Source organism: Bradyrhizobium sp. NBAIM08, from assembly GCF_020193935.1.
GTDB lineage: Bacteria > Pseudomonadota > Alphaproteobacteria > Rhizobiales > Xanthobacteraceae > Bradyrhizobium > Bradyrhizobium yuanmingense.
The window spans coordinates 1-418 of the sequence record NZ_JADYVR010000730.1 but is presented as its reverse complement, the minus strand read 5'-3'; the positions used below and the strand labels follow the sequence as shown (position 1 = coordinate 418).

Annotated in this window: 1 protein-coding gene and 1 pseudogene; both read left to right on the top strand. The window is 74.9% G+C overall.

Annotated elements, in window-relative coordinates; all coding sequences use genetic code 11:
* Window positions 1-101, top strand: a pseudogene (locus I6F37_RS46730) (CarD family transcriptional regulator); the annotation flags it as partial.
* Window positions 102-136: 35 nt separating this feature from the next.
* The coding region (locus I6F37_RS41785) for a 2-C-methyl-D-erythritol 4-phosphate cytidylyltransferase (protein ID WP_225154638.1) at window positions 137-418 on the top strand (282 nt) is incomplete at its 3' end.

Below are 418 nucleotides of genomic sequence, written 5' to 3'. Positions count from 1 at the left end.
AGGCGCGGCAGATCCTGGTGAGCGAGCTCGCGCTCGCCGAGGGGACCGACGAGGAGCGGGCCGAGATCCTGCTCGACGAGGTCCTGGCGACCGCCTCCTGAACCGCTCCGCGCCCCGTACACAGGGCGCCGTCGCAGTGGTCGTCGCACACCGGCCCGGTGTCGACGGCCCCTGCGACGTACTGGCGCCACTGCTCGGTGTTCCCGTCGTTCTCCGGGCCGTCCGGGCGTTGCTCGCCTCCGGGGCGGTCGACCGTGTCGTGCTGCTGGTCGACTCGGAGGGTGAAGCGGCTGCCCGTCGGCTCGTCGACGGCCTGCCGGTCTCGCTGCACACCGATCCGCTCGAAGCGGCGCGGTCCGCCCAGGGACCGGGCCCGGTGGTCTTGCACGACGCCGCGCGCCCGCTCGCGTCCCCGGCC